We start from the raw sequence: 18500 nt of genomic DNA, 5'->3' as shown, positions 1-18500 counted from the left end.
CGGCACTAAACCCCGGAAAGGGTCTAACACCTAGCACTCATCGTTTACGGCGTGGACTACCAGGGTATCTAATCCTGTTTGCTCCCCACGCTTTCGAGCCTCAGCGTCAGTTACAAGCCAGAGAGCCGCTTTCGCCACCGGTGTTCCTCCATATATCTACGCATTTCACCGCTACACATGGAATTCCACTCTCCCCTCTTGCACTCAAGTTAAACAGTTTCCAAAGCGTACTATGGTTAAGCCACAGCCTTTAACTTCAGACTTATCTAACCGCCTGCGCTCGCTTTACGCCCAATAAATCCGGACAACGCTCGGGACCTACGTATTACCGCGGCTGCTGGCACGTAGTTAGCCGTCCCTTTCTGGTAAGATACCGTCACAGTGTGAACTTTCCACTCTCACACTCGTTCTTCTCTTACAACAGAGCTTTACGATCCGAAAACCTTCTTCACTCACGCGGCGTTGCTCGGTCAGACTTCCGTCCATTGCCGAAGATTCCCTACTGCTGCCTCCCGTAGGAGTCTGGGCCGTGTCTCAGTCCCAGTGTGGCCGATCACCCTCTCAGGTCGGCTATGTATCGTCGCCTTGGTGAGCCGTTACCCCACCAACTAGCTAATACAACGCAGGTCCATCTGGTAGTGATGCAATTGCACCTTTCAAGCAGATATCATGCAATATCTACTGTTATGCGGTATTAGCTATCGTTTCCAATAGTTATCCCCCGCTACCAGGCAGGTTACCTACGCGTTACTCACCCGTTCGCAACTCATCCGGAGAAGCAAGCTCCTCCTTCAGCGTTCTACTTGCATGTATTAGGCACGCCGCCAGCGTTCGTCCTGAGCCAGGATCAAACTCTCATTAAAAGTTTGAGTTCTCACTCATTTCTGTCACTGACAGATTTATTGTTTTTTTCATTGTTCAGTACTACAACCTTAGTTGTAGTGCCCTGCACATTGGTTCGTCTTGTTCAGTTTTCAAAGGTCTTTGTCACTCACTTCTCTCAAGTGACAACTATATTAGTATATCACAGCTGCTTTCGCTTGTCAACACTTTTTTGAAACTTTTTTTAATTTTTTTCATCTAGTGTTTCATCTGTAACATACTATAGTCCGTACGGGATTCGAACCCGTGTTACCGCCGTGAAAAGGCGGTGTCTTAACCCCTTGACCAACGGACCAGAGTTGTTATTTTCAACTCTTACTATTATACCGACTTTTCTTACTTTGTCAACACCTTTTTGTAACTTTTTTTCAATTCTACTGAATTACTTCCTTTAACTCTTTCAGCATGGCTTTGCGACCCTTGAAACGTTCATCTGACCAGAGGCGTTCATAAGCTTCTTGCTTATCTTGTGGTAATTTTCTTCTATAACTATCCAACAATTCATGAAGGGCGTAGTAATCATCCAACCACAATCCTCCTTCTGGTAGGCGATGGCTAATCTCCCCTACTTCTTCGTAGGCCATCCGGTCTAGGCGACGCTTTTGACTCTCTTGTTTTCTGACGCTATCAAGGATTCGATTGCGAAATTTTGTTTTGAAGTAGACGTAGAGTTTCTTTTCCTCTTCCACTAGTTCTGGATGGTGTTCTAGAAGTTCATGAAGACAAATCAGTCCTTCTTGGTCCCAATCCTCCTTCTCCCACAGGTGGAGATAATAATCTTTTCTACATTTATGAACAATTCCTTTTACCTTCTCATAATACTTTTCAAGCATTTGCTTTCCCCCTTTCTCTGCTTGTAGTATAGCAGAGAAAGGGGGAAAGAGGGGCCGTCGTTCCTATCTTGTGTTTTTTCATGTCTGTAATGTTATTGATTATGAGTTTGTAATTCACATAAAACTTGCTAGTTTTTCAAAGTCTAATTTTCAGACAAAGCAAAAAGCCCACTGTTGTAGGCTTTTTGTAAAACAAATCTTAAAATTAAAGCATTTTGTTGTAGAATTCAACGACAAGTGCTTCGTTGATTTCTGGGTTGATTTCATCGCGTTCTGGCAAGCGAGTCAATGAACCTTCCAATTTTTCAGCATCGAATGATACGAATGCTGGACGTCCAAGAGTTGCTTCTACTGCTTCAAGGATAGCTGGAACTTTCAATGATTTTTCACGAACTGAGATCACTTGACCTGGAGTTACACGGTATGATGGGATATCAACGCGTTTTCCGTCAACAAGGATGTGGCCGTGGTTTACGAATTGACGAGCTTGACGACGAGTAGTCGCAAGACCAAGACGGTAAACAACGTTATCCAAACGACGTTCCAAAAGAAGCATGAAGTTGAAACCTAGGATTCCGCCTTTGATTTTTGTAGCTTGTACGAACAAGTTACGGAATTGTTTTTCACCTACACCGTAAGTGAAACGAAGTTTTTGTTTTTCAGCCAATTGCAAACCGTATTCTGACAATTTAGAACGGTTGTTTGGTCCGTGTTGTCCTGGTACGTAGTTACGACGTGCCAATTCTTTACCTGTACCTGTAAGTGAAAGGCCAAGGCGACGAGCTTGTTTCCAAGATGGTCCTGTATAACGTGACATGTGAATGTCCTCCTGATATAAATAATATTTCGGTGGAAATAGTCACTTAGAAAGCCCTGATTCGTGCAGATGCCCTTCGCCTAAACAGCCAAGGTTACTTATTATAAGACACCTGTTGACGAGCTTCATGCTTTCCTGCTGATATTTCACACAAAATCCATTTTACCATGAATGGGGGGATTTGTAAAGGGGGGGTTAAGCTTTATTTTCACTACTAGAAAGTTTGAGAAGGAGGGTAAAGGTGCTTCCTAGGCCGTACTGGCTGGTAACTGTGATTTCTCCACCTAATTGATGGGCTAATTCACGCGCAATCGCAAGACCTAAGCCATGACCACCTGTTTTCATATTGCGCGAAGTTTCGACACGATAAAGGCGCTTGAAAATATTTTCCAAATTCTCTGGGGCAATTCCCTGCCCCTCATCGGTCACACTGATTGAAAGCTGGTTCTTTTTCAGCTTAGCTACTACCTCCAACTTGGTTCCTGGAGCAGAGTATTTAAAAGCGTTATTGACCAGATTCACCAAGATACGAGAAAGTTTGGCATAATCTCCTTCAATTCGAGCAGACTCAGGAATTACCTGTAAGTGGACATCTCGCTCCTCCTGCTCAATCAAAAATTGAAACTCACTCATGCACTCAATCAAAAGTTGATCCAGAAAAATACTATCTTTGTTAGTTGTCTCCTCCTGATTTCTAGCTGTGTTTAGAGTCAAAAAATTCAACTCTTCAACCAGTTTATTAAGCCGTTCTGTCTGGCGTCCAATGGTTGCTAGATAATGGGCTTGTTCTCCTTCCTTGATAACCCCGTCCAAAATCCCTTCTACCGTCGCTTGGATCGAAGTGATAGGAGTCTTGATATCATGCGAAAGCTGGGCAATCATCAAGCCCTTTTCTCGTTCGCTTTCTTCCAAGGAATCAAAGGTTGCTTGCAAATCATGTGACATTTCATTGAAAGCTTGCCCTAACTGCTGAAATTCCAGAGGCCCTTGAACCTCAAGATTTGAAGGAAAATCCTTGTCCGCTACTCGCTTAGCATGTTCCTTGAGTTTGTCCAATGAAGTAAAGACTGGTGATAGGAGAAAGAGACTAATCCCAGCACCGACAAAACTTGCTATGAGAGTCATACCCACTAGGAAATAAATCTCTCTTTCGTCAATTAACATTCGCTGGACTGCCCAAAAAACTACGATAATCGTTAGGAGTGTTGAAATGATATAACCTACTAGAATATAACTTTTTAATTTCATTGACTACCTCGTGCTTTCTCAATTTTGTAGCCCAAGCCCCAGACAGTTTTGATAGTGGGCGTTTCTGCACTGGCATGTTTAGCCAACTCCTGTCTAAGAGCATGAATATGAACATTCAAGGTATTGGTATCATCCACATAGTCTTCTTGCCAGACCTTTTCATAGAGGTCTGTCTTAGAGAAAACCCGCTCTGGATTGCTGGCTAAAAGCCATAGAAGTTCGAAGGATTTGACTGTCAAATCAAGCGCCACATCTCCGACTTGGACCTCATGGCTACCGTGATTCATCCGTAAATCCCCGAGACTGACGACTTCTGTCTCACCTCCACGATGAAGGCGACGCAAGATATTGTGGACACGCAAAACCAGCTCACGAGGACTAAAGGGCTTGGCAATAAAGTCGTCTGCACCCAAGCTTAGGCCATAAATCTTGTCCTGCTCACTGGTCTTAGCCGTTATAAAGAGAAAAGGCTGATCTGGAGATTGATACTGAACTTCGCTAATCAAATCATAACCATCCATCCGAGGCATCATGATATCTGTAATGATCAAATCAATCGGTTTTCGCTTGAAGATTTCTAAAGCCTCTACTCCATCATGAGCCACCAAAACCTGATATCCTGCCTGAACCAGATAGCGTTGATGAATATCTGTGATTTCTACCTCGTCGTCAACGAGTAAAATGGTCTTTCCCATCTGTCTCTCCTTTGAAAAAAAACAGTGCTATACCACAATAGTATAACACTATTTTAATCGCTTTACGAACATTCTAATCGCTATCTGGATTTTTCAAATCATAGATAGAAAGTCTGTAGCTAGACTAGTCATTTTCCTCTTTTTTAGCTTTCAAACCAAGTCCACCTAGCAGTCCGGCCAAGGCGAGTCCAAAGAAACCAAGAGTAGCCATTGAGGTTTGGGCTTCACCAGTATATGGAAGCATGTCTTTTTGCTCTTTCATTTGATCAGCCATCATTGGACTTGATACCTTATTATTAGATGCCATCTTGCCTTCATCAGACATTTTGCTTGAGGCTGCTGGAGTTTGGTCTTGCTTCATACTTGGGGTTGCCATTAGCTGACTAACATTCACGGTTTTGTCTCGCTCTTTGTTAGGCATCATCTTATCCTGGCTAGCAGCTGGCATTTGAGATTTCATATTAGACGCATCTTGATGACTATTCATCATTGGAGTCGGCATAGCTGAACCATTAGAAGATGGAACGAAACCTGACTGCATCGGAATAAGAGAACGATGTCCATTCAGGTTCACTGTCAAATCCTTAGTCGCTACAAGATTGCTCAAGTCAGCCTTGCCATCTTTTGCACCATACACTTTAATAGTAGCTTTATAACTTTGAGTGCCGTTTTGTTTCAAGAAATCAAGAAGCTCTTTATCTGATTTACCTTGAGTGCCGGCCAAATCCACTTCATAGAAGTAGAGGCCTTTGCCCAATTTCTCTACTGGTGGAAGAGCAGGATTTTTAGCTGAACCGTTGTCTGACCATGGGGCCTTATCAGATGCTTTCAAGATGAGGCGGGTCAACATACCGTCACCTGCGAAGAATTCATATGGAATAACTTGATTGACACCGGCTGTGAATGGCCCTGGGAAGTTGGCTTTATCCAAGTAAGTAGCTGGTACATCTACTGTGTCTTTGGTATTGTCGGCCACACCTTTTTGAACTTCAGCTGGAGTAGTTAAGCCATTCAAATTGACATCCAAATCCTTAGTCGCTACGAGATTTGTCAAATCGGCCTTACCATCCTTCGCACCGTACACTTTGATAGTTGCCTTGTAACTTTGAGTGCCATTTTGTTTCAAGAAATCAAGAAGCTCTTTATCTGATTTACCTTGAGTGCCAGCCAAATCTACTTCATAGAAGTAGAGGCCTTTGCCCAATTTTTCTACTGGTGGAAGAGCAGGATTTTTAGCTGATCCGTTGTCTGACCATGGGGCCTTGTCAGAAGCTTTCAAGATAAGGCGAGTCAACATGCCGTCACCAGCGAAGAACTCGTATGGAATGACTTGGTTGACACCAGCTGTGAATGGCCCTGGGAAGTTGGCTTTGTCCAAGTATGTAGCTGGGACGTCCACTGTATCTTTGGTATTGTCGGCTACGCCTTTTTGCACTTCAGCTGGAGTGGTCGCTGGTTGCGCTTCACTGGCTTCGCGGTCTTGTCCAGAAACTATAGGCGCAGGATTTGTCGAAGGTTTAACCGCATCTTCTGTTTGTTTCTTAGATTCTGGCTTTGCTTGCACTTCTTCTTTTGGCGCTACTACTTGCTCTTTATCAGCAACATCCACTTTTTCTGAAGAGCTTGTAGTATCCAAGCTTGCTTTAGATGTTGAGTCTGCCTGTTCTGAAGGAAGAGCTGTATCAACTGCTTCTTTGAGTAGCTCTACTGGTAAATCGCTCTTTGCACTCACCGCATCTGCATCTGGCAAGACTTGGGCAGGGGTCGGATTGACTACATCGGCACGCACCGAACTTGGTTGACCAACCAGAACAAAGAAGCCACTGGCCACAACAACTGAGGCAACACCGACACTAAGACGGCGAATAGACCAACGAGTATATCTTTGATTTGGATTGAATTTCATAGGATTCTCCTTAGAGTTTTTCTTTATTTGATGACTCTAGTATAATCTCCTAAAATTAAAAAGGATTAAGAAAAAGTTAAAATTTTTCTTAAATCCCTCTTATAAAATACTTATATTGACTCAATAGTCGTTGAAAAAAAGAATAGTCATTCCTCTTCTACTCACTGAGGCTTGCTAGGGTATCCAAATATTGGTTATTAATAACCGCCATGATATAGGTATCCGATTTTAATAAGTCATTTGGTCCAAACTGAACATCTAAGGGAGCATTTTCGTAGTCACGGAAACCGAGGATATTGAGATTGTACCGTCCTCTAAGATTTAATTGGCTAAGGCTCTTTCCTACCCACGATACAGGAACTTTCATTTCTACAATTGAGACATTCTTGTCTAACTGAAAGACATCTACACTGTTATTAAAGAGAATCGTCTGTGCCAACGAACGACCCATCTCATACTCTGGTGAAATGACTGAGTCTGCACCTATTTTTTCAAGGACTTTTTTTGCTGTATGGCTTTTTACCTTAGCAATAACAGTCGGTACACCCAGACTCTTGCAATGCATGACTGCAAGAACACTAGACTCTAGATTTTCACCAGTTGCGACGACTACTGTATCACAAGTATCAATCCCGGCTGATAGCAAGAGGTCCTCATCTGTGATGTCACCAACAACGCCACGCGCCAAGACTGGTTCAAATTGATTGATTCGTTCCTCATGGTCATCAATGGCTATGATATTTACATCATGCTTAGCAAGAGCGGCGAGAACACTACTCCCAAAAATACCCAAACCTAAAATTCCGATTGTCCGATCTGACATAGTTTATCCTTTCTTATCCTATGGTTATATCTGCTTTCATATAGTGAATCATATCTTTCTTATCTGGCCGATACTCAGCCAAACTGACTAATAGCGTCAGAGGTCCAATTCGTCCGATAAACATCAGTAGCATGACAATGCTGAGAGCTAATTTGCCTAATTCTGGTGTCAAATTAGCAGTTACTCCAACCGTGGCAAGCGCTGAAATTGTTTCAAACATCAGATAGATAAATTTCGGATTCCCTTCTGCTGTTATTCCTAGTAAAATCAAGCCAACCAGAAAAGTCAATAAAAAAATAATGAAGACACTGAATGATTTTTGGACTGTCCGAGGTTCAATCGTTCTCTGTGCTACATTGGCATGAGGTAACCCTAAAAGTTCACTGCGTGCGAATACCAACAAGACAAAGAAGGTTGTGATTTTTAGTCCCCCTGCTGTACCGCCAGGTGCCCCACCCAGAAACATCTGCAAAATATAGATCATCAAGGTAACAGGACTAGCCTGAGTAAAATCAATAGACGCAAATCCTGCCGTCCGCATGCTGACAGTTTGGAAGAAACTAACCAGCAATTTATCTGGGAAGCTGAGATTGCCAATCGTTCCCGAATTGTTCCACTCTATCAAGAGGGTTGAAACTGTTCCAGCAAATAAAATCCCCGCTGTTAAGAAGAGGACTAGCTTAGTATGGAAACGTAGACGACGCTTTTTCTTCTTTCCTAATTGGGTAGCCAAGTCGAACCAAACCATGAAACCTAGACCACCCGTAATAATCAAGCCTGCTATCACTAAATTAATCAAAGGATCAGTTTGAAAAGCTACTAAACTTGTACTTCCAAAATTATCAAATCCAGCATTACAGAAAGCTGAAATTGCTACGAAAATGGAAGTAAAAATTCCTCGGCCCCAACCAAACTCGGGGACAAAACGAAAACTCAGTAGAAAGGCTCCTAAACCTTCTACTAAAAAAGTCGTCAAAAAGATGGAACGTAGGAAATCCTTCAAAGACTGAGTTTCTTCAAAACTAAAACTCTCCAGAATCGTTTCACGACCTCGAAGACTTAGCTTTTGCTTGCTTTGAATATAGAAGACTCCTATAAAGGTCATGAGCCCCAAACCACCAATCTGAATCAAGACCATACAAATCAGCTGCCCCCAAACATTGTAGGTAGAAGCGACAGGTAAGGTAAACAGTCCTGTCACACAGACCATGGATACAGCTGTAAACAAATGATCAAAATAACCGGCATGAGATGTTGGAGCTTGTACGAGTGGTAGACTCAACAGGAGGGAACCTAGAAAAATAACCAAAGCAAAGCTTAAAAAGATTCGCCGAGCAGGTGATAAACGCCCCAAAGTGGTATTTATTTTTTCAACAATTAATTTTAATAACATAGCTACATTGTACCACAAAAAGCTGAGAATACTCACATATGACTAACGATCTCAAGACAGAGTTCTAGCGCCTTTTCAAAAGCTTCCGCACCCCAATCGCGCTGGTCATAGTTATCAAGATCTGCCAATGAATCAGCCGTAAACAGCAACTCACCCCAGATAACTCCACGAAGTTGAGCCACTGCCGCTAGAGCTGCACACTCCATCTCTACAACTGCACAGCCTTCTTCCTTGCGATAGGCAACTTTTTCAGTGGTTTCTCGGTAAAATCCGTCTGTCGACCAGGTCATGACTTCTTCGTAAGGGACACCTAGTTGTTCCAAGACTTGCTCGATGGCAGAAACAGCTTCTACATGAACATCCATATAACGAGATGGTGGCGCATAATGGTAGCTGGCACCTTCATCACGTAACGCTCGAACTGGAACTAGAAAGGCATTTTCTTCGATATTCGTTAACACGCCACAAGTACCAGTAGAGATGATGTTCTCCACACCGTAGCCAATCAACCAATCCATAAACTGGGCTGCAGGAGCAGAACCAACAGGAGCTTGGGCTAGGCATACTTTTTCACCTTTATAATCCATGACATAAACGGGATAAGTTTTAGTGACAGAAATGAACTCCCCAACGCACTCTGCTCCCACTTCCTGAGCATAGCGGTCAATTTCCTCCTCCAAAAACGCATAAATACACTTCTTTGGCAACTGTAAATCTAAACCTTCATGGTTGGGCATAATGACTGCCTGAGGATTGTCATCAAACTCTAAAATAGGAATAGCGTGTTTCTGAATCATAGAATACCTCCTCTAAATTTTTACTATTATATCAAAAGCAGAAAGAAAGTCAAAGTGAAGTCTAAATAAAAAACTTATCTTAAGGCAATGACCCCCTATGCTCAAAAAAACTGGAATTGGTGTTGCCATGGGCAACGCTCCTCAAGAATTGAAAGATGGAGTAGCCTTTGTGACAAAGACCAACAATGAAAACGGGGCTAGACAAGCTGTTGAAACCTATGTCCGGATTTAGAAACTATTTAAAATAGACACATAAAGGAAAACTGCACCCTACAGTTAAGCTAAAAATTCTAACTGTGAGGTGCAGTTTATTTTTGCAAAGGTTCAAATCATATTTGACCGAAAATCTGCTATTACTGTTTCAATAAGATTATAAAGACTTAAACTAAGTGCCTAGTCATGCAAAAAATCGAAAGTCATCATATACTGTTTAAAACTAATAGTTATTACGATAATCTCTTTACTTTTCGATTATCAACTCTATAAATGGCTAGCATATCTAGTATCAACCATGTATCACGGGGGTATGCAACATAGCGCGATTCCCAGATTGGATTAAACTTTTGTTTATATTGTCTAAGACCACTAAAGGAATAAAAGCGATTGGTAAAAGCATAGATGAGATAAGCCACTTTTTCCTGTAAGAAACTATGTTTCTCAGTTCCTACATTTGACAAGGGTGCCATACCTAAATCAAAGAAGATAACTCCTTCTTCTTTAAAATAAAGTAATAAGTTTACAAAAAGATAATCCATGATACCATCAGGGGCTGTCCTTAAGTGGTAGCGCATCAAATCAATACTGGCTTCTTCAGGTCCGTTACTTGCTAAAAAAGTAACAAAAGCCTGAACGTTATCATCCTTATCCCTTACAAGTGCGATCGGTGCTAGTTGAATATACTTTTCATCAAAGTAACCAAGTGAAAAACCTTTTTCTTGGCGGCCATCTAACCAGCTATCCGATATTTCTTTAAGGACGCTTAGCAAATCCTCATCAAAGGGAGGTTCTAAAACTTGAAATTGATATCCCTTATTCTCCAACTTATTAACAATCGTTCTAAATTTCTTCCCATGTTTCCCTTCGATTGTAAATCTCTCTAATGGCACCTGAGCAGTCTCGCCAAACTTCATAAAGTCATACCCATATTCATGAAGCAAGAGCGTCGTTTCTTGATTAACTTCATAGAAAATAACAGCTACATTTGCAGCCTCTGCATCTTCTAAAAACTGTGATAAGCCTTTTTCTAAATAGCCCGACTGCGCTAGTGGATCCGACATGACAACATACTTGTTGTTTTCAATTGCAAATTGGAACACCACTTTGTCTTGGCCATACTCTTGGTACCAATATAAGTATTTATCACCTAAAAAAGCTAAGGCCGCATCTAAATTGAGATTTGGTATTGTACTAACAAAATCTTGATAACGTTGCTTATCAAAGCTTTCTCCAATTTCCCCTTTGAATTGATTACTTTTACGAAGAAGCAACACATATAGAGACACCAAAACAAGGGACACACTAAGAAGATAAAGCCAATGTGTCATTACGTGAGAGAAATGGTTTAACTGAAACACATGATGAGGATTCAAATGCCCTAGCAAAACTAGTGTCAAAAAGAGCGTTCCACCAATATAAATAATATCTTTGCAACAATCTTCCCAAACATAGATATAATGCCTGCGAACAAATGTATCTTTCTTCCACCAAATGAGAGATAAAAGTTTGATTAAGAAAATACTACTTATTAAAGAAAAAGAACCAATATTCAAATAAACAAGGCTAACCAAACCTAGTCCAGTCGTAAGTGCTAAGGTAAATTTCAATCGTCGTTTGACTATTCTTGCTAGCAGAAAGAATAGAACACCGAGAAGGATACTAGGAAGTTGAAAAACAAACTGACCAGTACTAGTTGCAAGATCTTTAAGCAAAGGAAGATGCTCTAATTCTTGAGGAACTATAGCTGAAACGATAAAAAAGAAGCCAAAAAGTCGTAACCCCCAAACTAATACAATAGTGGATAAAGTCTCAATGACCTTGTGTGGAATTCCTAAATACTTCTCATTAAGTCGTCCACCCATATTTTTCAAGAATAGAACAACTCCTAAACCAAAAGGAAGAATATAATAGAATAACCTAAATAAAAGTAACCAACTTAGTGCCTGAGTCTTATCAATCCCAAGGCCAACTAAACCAGATACCATAATTAAATCAAAACTACCTAGACTACCAGGAATCATTGACATAATCCCGATTGTAATCGCAATCATAAAAAGGGGGATGATGTCATAAATCGGTAAATGAAACCCTAAAACAGATCCAACTAAAAGGAAAAAACCAATGATGCTAGCCCAATCAAGAGCTGAAGCCAATACTAATGATAAAATTGTTCTTCCACTCAGCTGACCAAAATAAGCCCAATTTTTTCTATTTGAAACAAATAGTACAATTGGAAGATAGAGACTAGCTCCTAAAAGAGCTGGCCAATACTGTTTAATCCCAATTGATACAGGGAATAACCCTGTTAAAACTAAGCTGATTAGAGCAAACAGTGAGAATCCACTCATGAAATAAGGAATGACACGAGAAATCCCCTGCATACTTTTTTCAGGTCGTTCTTCATCTCCATAGAAAGAATATCGTAAACCAACATCCACCAAACCGGCAAAACCAATCATATTATTCAAGCTATTAATAGTCCAGCTAGTTTCGAGTAAGTAAGAAATTTTTTGTTTTTGATGAAGCTCTTGATTTAAGATTCTATCATAGATGATCATTGGCGCAACGGCCATAAAACCAAACAATGCTAAACAGATGACATTTAGTGGAGACAGTCCTCCCAGTATTTCTTTAATCTTATCAAACGAAATTGTTTTAAAAAGTCTAGTTATCTCTACAATAACTAGACTAGTAATAGACAGAAATAAAACGAGTTTGATAAGTGTTTGCCATTTTTTAAGCCAATTCAAAAGCATTTGCAAACTCTACTCCTTTTATCCTAATAATGTCTGTAGAATCGGAACCACAATTACAAATAAAACCGTACTGAGAGTGACCACATTCGTTGAAAACTCAACATCGCCTTTTCCTTGATTGGCAAGGATAGGAAGAACCGCTAAAGCAGGTGTTGCTGATTGAATCATAAAGGTTCTAAATTCTGATGCTACCATATTTGGAGAGAAGAACTTCAAAACTAGGAGCATGATGACCGGCGCAAGGATAAAACGACCAACCAGTGTGATAATGGTATCCTTATCAAAGCGAATGGTCTTAAGTCCCGCCTTCGCTAGAACGATACCAATATAGACAAGTGATAATGGCGTTGTTAAACTACCAATATAGGTCAAGGTACTTTCCGCAAAACTTGGAACAGGCAGACGGAGCACTAAAAAGGCGAGGGCTACGAGAAAACCTAATAAAGGAGCAGGGAAGAGCTTCTTCCAATTAAATTTTTGAGTCTGTTTTGAAGCCCCTTCTTTGCTATCAGAAGTCATCAGATAGACACCTAAGGTCCAAGTAGAGATAGTATTTGTAATATAATATACCAAGAAGTAAGGAAGGGCTTGATCCCCAAACAGAGCGATATTTAAAGGCAAACCAATGAAAATAGTATTGGCATTGACAAAGGTATTAATCATGGTTCCTCGGCGTCCTGAGCGCACTTTAAAAACTTTCACCGCAATAAAGGCCGCTAGATAACCAAGAATGAAGGCGATAAACGTATAGAGCAAACCACCAGACAAGCTAATCAGCTTATCTAAGGTTAAATATTTAAGAACAGAGGTAAAAATTGCCACAGGCATAGCCACATTCATAATGAGTTTAGATAAGTCATTTCCAAAACTCTCTTGGAACCAACCACGGACTTGCAAGAAATAACCAAGAATGATGATGACGATAATGGGTACAATACTCTGAATTGACGTTATAAAGATTTCCATAGTCTCCCTTTCTTTATAATAGGACATATAGCAAAAGGGGTACGAGGCATCCAGTCGCACTCGTACACCCCATTTCCATTTACTTATTTATATTCTGGATACCATTTCAAATCACGGACCGCTTTAGCCATATCTGTTTCTTGAGCACGTGCAAGACCTTGTTCTTGTGCTTTTTTAGCAACTGCTTCCGCTACTTTGATGGAAACATCGGCTACATACTTAAACGGAGGTAAGACTGGTGCTCCAGGTTGACCTGGATTGACAATCCCACTCAATGAATGTGCAGCGGCACCAATCATTTCATCTGTCAAGAGACTCGCTTCAGAGGCCAACATACCAAGTCCAAGACCTGGATAGATCAACGCATTGTTCGCTTGACCAATCACGTAGTCTACTCCTTTATAGGAAACTGTACCAGCTGGAATTCCTGTTGCAACAAACGCTTTTCCATCTGACCATTCAATCAAATCTTTGGCACTTGCTTCTGCGAGCTTCGTAGGATTAGACAATGGGAAGATCATTGGACGTTCAGTATTTTCACACATAGCCTCTACGATTTCTTTAGTGAAGGTATTTGGCTGAGTTGAAGTTCCCACAAGAATGGTTGGCTTAACCGTCTTCACTACTTCAAGAAGGTCCGTTAACTTATCCGCATTGGCAAAATCAGAGCGTTTCTTAGCAAATGGTTTTTGTTCTGGAGTTAGGTCGTCCATGTCATCAAAGAGGAGACCTTGTTTATCTACCATAAAGAAGCGTTTATAGGCTTCTTCTTCAGGCAGACCTTCACTAACCATTTCGCGAAGCACACGAGAGGCAATCCCTGCACCAGCAGTTCCACCACCATAGCAGAGGTAAACTTGATCCGTTAATTTTTCATCTGTAATATCCAGTGAACCAAAGATACCACCCAAGGTCACGATACCAGTTCCTTGGATATCATCGTTAAAGGTTGGAATTTGCTTCCGGTATTTTTCAAGAATGTTGGCAGCATTTAAGCGACCGAAATCTTCCCAGTGAAGGTAGAGTTTAGGGAAAAGACGTTCTGCAGTTTGGACAAATTGATCGATAAAATCATAGTAACGATCACCACGTACACGTTCGTGACGATTTCCTAAGTAATTAGGATTGTTACGCAATTCTTCACGGTTGGTACCTGCATCAATGACTAAAGGAAGCACCATGGAAGGATCAATTCCTGCAGCTCCAGTATAGACCATCAATTTCCCAACAGAAATATCGACACCATTTGTACCCCAGTCACCAATACCGAGAATACCTTCTGCATCTGTCACAACAATAAGACGAATTTCACGATCACCCGCTGCATTTTTCAAAGTTGTTTCGATATTTTCAGGGTGATTGATGTCAAGATAGGCCGCATATTGTGGATCTACAAAGAGGTCGCTATAACCCTCAATGGTATCAGCAATGGTTGGGTCATAGACAATGGGATTAAATTCTTCCAAATGTTGAGCAAACAGGTAATAGAAAAGGGTACGGTTGGTATTAAAAATTTCCATCAAGAATAAACGTTTTTCCAAATCGTTAACCTTTGTTTGCATTTGCGCATAAGTTTGTGCTGCTTGTTCTTCAATGGTTTGAACGTAAGGTGGCAGAAGGCCAATGAGACCTAGTTTCTGACGTTCCTCCAAGGTAAAGGCAGTTCCTTTGTTAAGGAAGGGGTTGTTTAAAATATCATGTGCAGTCATCATGTGACCTCCTTATTAGTTTATTCTATTATAACACTTTTTTGCTTTATATGACACTTTGTTCTATATATGATACAATATGAATGAGTCACTAAATGAAAATTTAGACGACGCACCCTAAAATGACGGAACTTCAAGCAATAACAAGATAATAGATTTATCCATTCCTTACTAAATCGTCCTGATCATCTTTTTAAAAAGCGAGATCCTTTCCACGTTTTTAGAAGGTTATTCCCATCAAAAATTAAAAATATGTTTCTTATAGCATACTTTGTTTTGTTTAAGGTGTTAATTTTGTTATTTAAAACTTGTATTCTGGTTACATGAAAACAAAACATTATTTACAACGGTATATAGCGCAAAAAGTCAAATATTTGCGAAATAAACAGAACATGAGTCAAGAGGAGCTGTCGGAACGGGCAGACCTTGGATTAAAATACATCAATCAATTGGAAAATCAAAATGTGAATCTGACCATTCACAGTCTTGAAAAAGTCATTTCTGCTCTTGAGTTAACTCCTGAAGAATTCTTCAATTTTGATTCACTCGAAGCATCTTCAGATCCTACCGATAGCCTTTCACTTAAGAGAGTAAATATGAAAATCAAACAACTTCCAGTTGGAAAAAGGGAGAAGTTCCTAAAGATTTTCGAAGATCTTTTAGATAGCCTTTAATTGTCCTCTGACTCACCTTAGATTGTAACAAATAAAAAATCATATAGTCAAATTAGCTATCACGGATAATTTTTACTTATCCATTTCTGTCTATTTAGAAGAGGGAGCCCAATGAATCTTAAGGACTTTTATTATTTTTTTGATCTTAGTCAACAGCAATCCTTTACTGGGGTTGCGCAAAAACACGGGATCAGTCAACCATCCGTTTCCTATGCGATTAAACGACTAGAAAAGGAATTTCACTGCCAATTAATTGTGCACGATCCTTCTCACCGTACTTTCAAATTGACGCCCCAAGGAGAAATCTTGCTACGACATATTCAAAAGGTCTTACCTGAGATTCAAGGGGCAAAAAAAGAGATTCTACGGAGTCTCTCTCAATTCAATACGATTGGTTTCCCACCAATCATCATTGACTATCTTGTCCGAAAACAACCCGCCTTTATCAGTAATGTTGCAGCTCTTCAAAGTATCCATCCTGTTCAAGAAGGATCTGTCGAACTGTTGGAATTACTTTCCAAAGGAGAGCTAGATGCTAGTTTTTTGGGGAGTTTGGAACCGATTAAAGACCATCGCTTCCAGGTAAGAGAAATGGCCAAACGAGATCTCTTCTATATCCTTCATCACAACCATCCACTAGCCTCAAAAAAGATATTACAATTTTCAGACGTCATCAATGAAGATTTTATCATTCCAGATGAGCACTTTGTTCATTTAAAAGCCTTTGAACAGTTGAATGAGCGTTATCACCATAAGGCTACTCCCTTCTTTCAGACGGATGATATTCAGCTTCTAAAACAACTCCTTCGGAAACAAGTTGGAATTAGCTTACTAGCAGATCTTGCACTAACAGATGGTGAAGAAGAACTGATCGCGATTCCGATGGCAGAAAATGAACGGATTAGTTTTTACGTTTCATTAGTTGAACCGAAGGAAAGTAATCTCAAACCGGAGGTCATCCAATTCTTTGAAAAATTACTAAACTAGTCGCCATCTTTGTTCTTAGTGCTAATGTAGAAGCATAAATAAAGTAACTAGCTAGTATTTTTTACGTATAAAAATAAAGTAGAAACACCGATAAAATAAGGATTCCTGCAAATTTGTAGGAATCCTATTTTTTTCGTGAGTTTTGTGTATTTAAATTATTTCAGGTATATTTTTCTTGTTCGGTTTTTTATTAATAACTAGAGATATGAAAAGTCCAAAAGCCTTGATTAATATATCGTTGATAAGTTTTTAAAAACCGGTATCAGAGAAAATAGTTTATTAAAAAGGGGACGTATTTTGAAAAAATATACTATTTTACGTAAACAAACTCTAACCTTAGCTTCCGTTGTTTTAGGAACTGTCTTCACAGGAACTACTATTGCTTCTGCTGATGACGTCACACCTGCAACAACCCAAGCTGCTCCTGCAGCTTTTCCCAAAAATTGAAAAAAATCTCCCTTCTCTTTCGAGAAAGGAGATTTTCTTTTATGGGTGACCACCAGGTGCACCACCACCAGGGCCATCATTTCCTTGAGGGCCACCGCCAGGTGCTCCTCCGCCTCCAGGCATGGAATTGACGATTTCAGTTTGTTTTTCACCATTGAGGTAGATGTCTCCACCTGTGTAGGTCGCTGTTCCGTCAAAGTCAAAACCAGATTGACCTGTCATTTTGATGGTTCCTCCATTAACTGTAATATTACCGTTTGAATCAATTGGATCCGTGTCTCCTTGGCCAACTTCAACTGTTAAGTTCCCTCCATTCATGGTGAAGAAAATTTCACTTTGTTGGGCATTTTTGTTGGCTGCATTGACACCATCATCTGTTGAGTAAATGCTGATGTCTCCACCGTTGATGGTGATAGACTTACCTTCAAGCCCTTCTGTAGAGTTCTTGACTGTATAGGTTCCACTATCGATAACCAAATCACCTGAGGCATGGATACCATCATCACCTGCAGTAACGGTTATAGTGTTATCAGAGAGATACATGGTTCCAACAGATGTATCCTCATCATTGTCGACCTTGACACCATCTTCCTTAGCATCGATAGTCATTGTCGTTCCAGTAATGTTGAGTTCATCATTAACATTAAAGGCGTCTCCAACTGCTGTGATATTGTAGGTTCCGCCAGTGATGTGAAGTGTATCGTTGGCCTTAATACCATTGTTTTTCTTACCATCTACATTGAGAGTTCCTTTACCATTGATGGTCAAGTCCACTTTAGAGAAGAGGGCCGCGTCAGCCTTGTCATCACTATTTGAAGCTGAATCTGAGAGGCTATTGGTTGTGCCATCTGCTAGAGTTAAGTAAACATGGCCAGCTGATGTAGCAGAAATAGCTGCATTGGTATTGGTCATGGTGACACCATTTAGAACGATGTGTACGTCATCTGAACTTCCAGCTTCGATCTTGATTTGAACTCCATCAGATTGACCAGAAATCACATAGGTACCTGACTTAGAGATTGTAACGGTAGATCCTGATACGGCCACTCCGTCACCTGATACCGTCGCCGTTGATCCTGACAAAGTTACAGTTGCAGCTGTTTTTTCATCATAAGAAGTATCATAGTCCTTATCTGTAAAGTAACTAGATGTTTTCTTATTGGTAGTTACTGTTGTCGTTGCAGTACTATTGCTAGCTGTTGTATTTGAGGTTGACTGGGTACATGCTGTTACCAGTGCTAGAGTTGTTATACTTGTTAATAGGAATGTCCATTTTTTTGCTTTCATGCTCGTTTCCTCGTCTTTCATTTTACATGCTCTTAGTCTACGGGTCTTTCCTAAAAGAAGCCTA

Annotated in this window: 16 protein-coding genes, 1 tRNA gene and 1 rRNA gene; 4 read left to right on the top strand and 14 right to left on the bottom strand. The window is 40.4% G+C overall.

The genetic code is table 11. The features are described 5' to 3' along the window. The 10 genes from TZ96_RS01690 to TZ96_RS01645 all read right to left on the bottom strand — a co-directional run. Positions 1–863: ribosomal RNA gene (locus TZ96_RS01690) — 16S ribosomal RNA — on the bottom strand; the annotation flags it as partial. A gap of 242 nt (positions 864–1105) precedes the next feature. Further along, positions 1106–1177: transfer RNA gene (locus TZ96_RS01685), tRNA-Glu, on the bottom strand. A gap of 79 nt (positions 1178–1256) precedes the next feature. Further along, on the bottom strand, positions 1257–1715 hold the full coding sequence (locus TZ96_RS01680) for a sigma-70 family RNA polymerase sigma factor (RefSeq protein WP_045762628.1): 459 nt from the start codon (positions 1713–1715) through the stop codon (positions 1257–1259). Between the two features lie 205 nt (positions 1716–1920). Beyond that, positions 1921–2532, bottom strand: a complete 612-nt coding sequence (gene rpsD, locus TZ96_RS01675) for a 30S ribosomal protein S4 (RefSeq protein ID WP_000092756.1) — start codon at positions 2530–2532, stop codon at positions 1921–1923. 195 nt (positions 2533–2727) lie between these two features. Next, positions 2728–3780: a sensor histidine kinase gene (locus TZ96_RS01670; protein ID WP_045762627.1), complete on the bottom strand. Its 1053-nt coding sequence runs from the start codon at positions 3778–3780 to the stop codon at positions 2728–2730. Beyond that, positions 3777–4475, bottom strand: a complete 699-nt coding sequence (locus tag TZ96_RS01665) for a response regulator transcription factor (protein WP_000520650.1) — start codon at positions 4473–4475, stop codon at positions 3777–3779. Before TZ96_RS01665 ends, TZ96_RS01670 begins: the two co-directional genes overlap by 4 nt. 124 nt (positions 4476–4599) lie before the next feature. Continuing rightward, a complete protein-coding gene (locus TZ96_RS01660; protein WP_045762626.1) occupies positions 4600–6381 on the bottom strand; it encodes a YSIRK signal domain/LPXTG anchor domain surface protein in 1782 nt (593 codons plus the stop codon). A gap of 157 nt (positions 6382–6538) precedes the next feature. Then, positions 6539–7204, bottom strand: coding sequence for a potassium channel family protein (locus TZ96_RS01655; RefSeq protein WP_045762625.1), 666 nt, complete (start codon positions 7202–7204; stop codon positions 6539–6541). Positions 7205–7217: 13 nt separating this feature from the next. Further along, positions 7218–8597 (bottom strand): TrkH family potassium uptake protein, encoded by a 1380-nt coding sequence (locus TZ96_RS01650; protein WP_045762638.1) that lies wholly within the window; start codon positions 8595–8597, stop codon positions 7218–7220. Positions 8598–8629: 32 nt separating this feature from the next. Then, positions 8630–9394 (bottom strand): nucleoside phosphorylase, encoded by a 765-nt coding sequence (locus tag TZ96_RS01645; protein WP_045762624.1) that lies wholly within the window; start codon positions 9392–9394, stop codon positions 8630–8632. A 97-nt stretch (positions 9395–9491) separates the two neighbouring features. On the opposite strand from TZ96_RS01645, the gene TZ96_RS10025 reads away from it, so the two are divergent. After that, positions 9492–9626, top strand: coding sequence for an HAD family hydrolase (locus TZ96_RS10025; protein WP_241768466.1), 135 nt, complete (start codon positions 9492–9494; stop codon positions 9624–9626). Positions 9627–9840: 214 nt separating this feature from the next. Here the strand turns inward: TZ96_RS10025 and mprF are convergent, their stop codons facing one another. The 3 genes from mprF to TZ96_RS01630 all read right to left on the bottom strand — a co-directional run bounded on the left by mprF (position 9841) and on the right by TZ96_RS01630 (position 15041). Then, positions 9841–12366, bottom strand: coding sequence for a bifunctional lysylphosphatidylglycerol flippase/synthetase MprF (gene mprF, locus TZ96_RS01640; RefSeq protein ID WP_080936291.1), 2526 nt, complete (start codon positions 12364–12366; stop codon positions 9841–9843). An 18-nt stretch (positions 12367–12384) separates the two neighbouring features. Further along, on the bottom strand, positions 12385–13332 hold the full coding sequence (locus TZ96_RS01635; RefSeq protein ID WP_045762622.1) for an AEC family transporter: 948 nt from the start codon (positions 13330–13332) through the stop codon (positions 12385–12387). Positions 13333–13415: 83 nt separating this feature from the next. Continuing rightward, on the bottom strand, positions 13416–15041 hold the full coding sequence (locus tag TZ96_RS01630; protein ID WP_045762637.1) for a malolactic enzyme: 1626 nt from the start codon (positions 15039–15041) through the stop codon (positions 13416–13418). Positions 15042–15364: 323 nt separating this feature from the next. Between TZ96_RS01630 and TZ96_RS01625 the strand changes: the two genes are divergently transcribed. The 3 genes from TZ96_RS01625 to TZ96_RS10560 all read left to right on the top strand — a co-directional run bounded on the left by TZ96_RS01625 (position 15365) and on the right by TZ96_RS10560 (position 17149). Beyond that, positions 15365–15715: a helix-turn-helix domain-containing protein gene (locus tag TZ96_RS01625; protein WP_045762636.1), complete on the top strand. Its 351-nt coding sequence runs from the start codon at positions 15365–15367 to the stop codon at positions 15713–15715. A 111-nt stretch (positions 15716–15826) separates the two neighbouring features. Continuing rightward, positions 15827–16702 carry a LysR family transcriptional regulator gene (locus tag TZ96_RS01620; RefSeq protein ID WP_045762621.1) on the top strand — a complete coding sequence of 292 codons (876 nt, stop codon included), beginning with the start codon at positions 15827–15829 and terminating at the stop codon, positions 16700–16702. A 297-nt stretch (positions 16703–16999) separates the two neighbouring features. Next, complete coding sequence (locus TZ96_RS10560) at positions 17000–17149, top strand: hypothetical protein (protein ID WP_241768464.1); 150 nt, start codon at positions 17000–17002, stop codon at positions 17147–17149. 39 nt (positions 17150–17188) lie between these two features. Here TZ96_RS10560 and TZ96_RS01615 read toward each other — a convergent pair whose 3' ends face one another. Beyond that, positions 17189–18436 carry a carbohydrate-binding domain-containing protein gene (locus TZ96_RS01615; RefSeq protein ID WP_045762635.1) on the bottom strand — a complete coding sequence of 416 codons (1248 nt, stop codon included), beginning with the start codon at positions 18434–18436 and terminating at the stop codon, positions 17189–17191. Between the last annotated feature and the right edge of the window lie 64 nt (positions 18437–18500).

The organism is Streptococcus infantis, assembly GCF_000963255.1.
Taxonomy (GTDB): Bacteria; Bacillota; Bacilli; order Lactobacillales; family Streptococcaceae; genus Streptococcus; species Streptococcus nidrosiense.
The sequence above is the reverse complement of the archived record's forward strand: the minus strand, read 5'-3'. Positions and strand labels throughout refer to the sequence as shown.